Annotated in this window: 1 protein-coding gene; it reads right to left on the bottom strand. The window is 47.3% G+C overall.

Features of this window, described 5'->3' with window-relative positions:
- On the bottom strand, nt 1–260 hold a 260-nt coding region (locus KVT27_RS25215; protein ID WP_256449053.1), incomplete at both ends, for an acyl-CoA dehydrogenase family protein.

Genomic DNA, 260 nt, shown 5'->3' with positions numbered 1-260 from the left:
ACTTTATTCATCGAGCATTCCAGCGCATATTCCGATATTCCTTTCGCAGACACCTTGCCCGCGTCCGGACTCGTATGATCGATATCCTTGAGGATAGCGTCCATTAGTCCTGTCGTTCTATACACCATGCTTTCCAGGACGTACGTTTGAATGTTCATTTCTGCCAGCTTCTTACCAATGAGCGGGAATTTGGAGATTGGCGTATTGAACTGCTGGCGGGTATTCGCATATTTGGCTGAAAGCTCAATCGTCTCCTTAGC

It is taken from the genome of Lysinibacillus sp. GbtcB16 (assembly GCF_019091145.1).
Classification (GTDB): Bacteria; Bacillota; Bacilli; order Bacillales_A; family Planococcaceae; genus Lysinibacillus; species Lysinibacillus fusiformis.
Note: the sequence above shows the minus strand (reverse complement) of the source record. Positions and strands in the feature narration are given on the sequence as shown.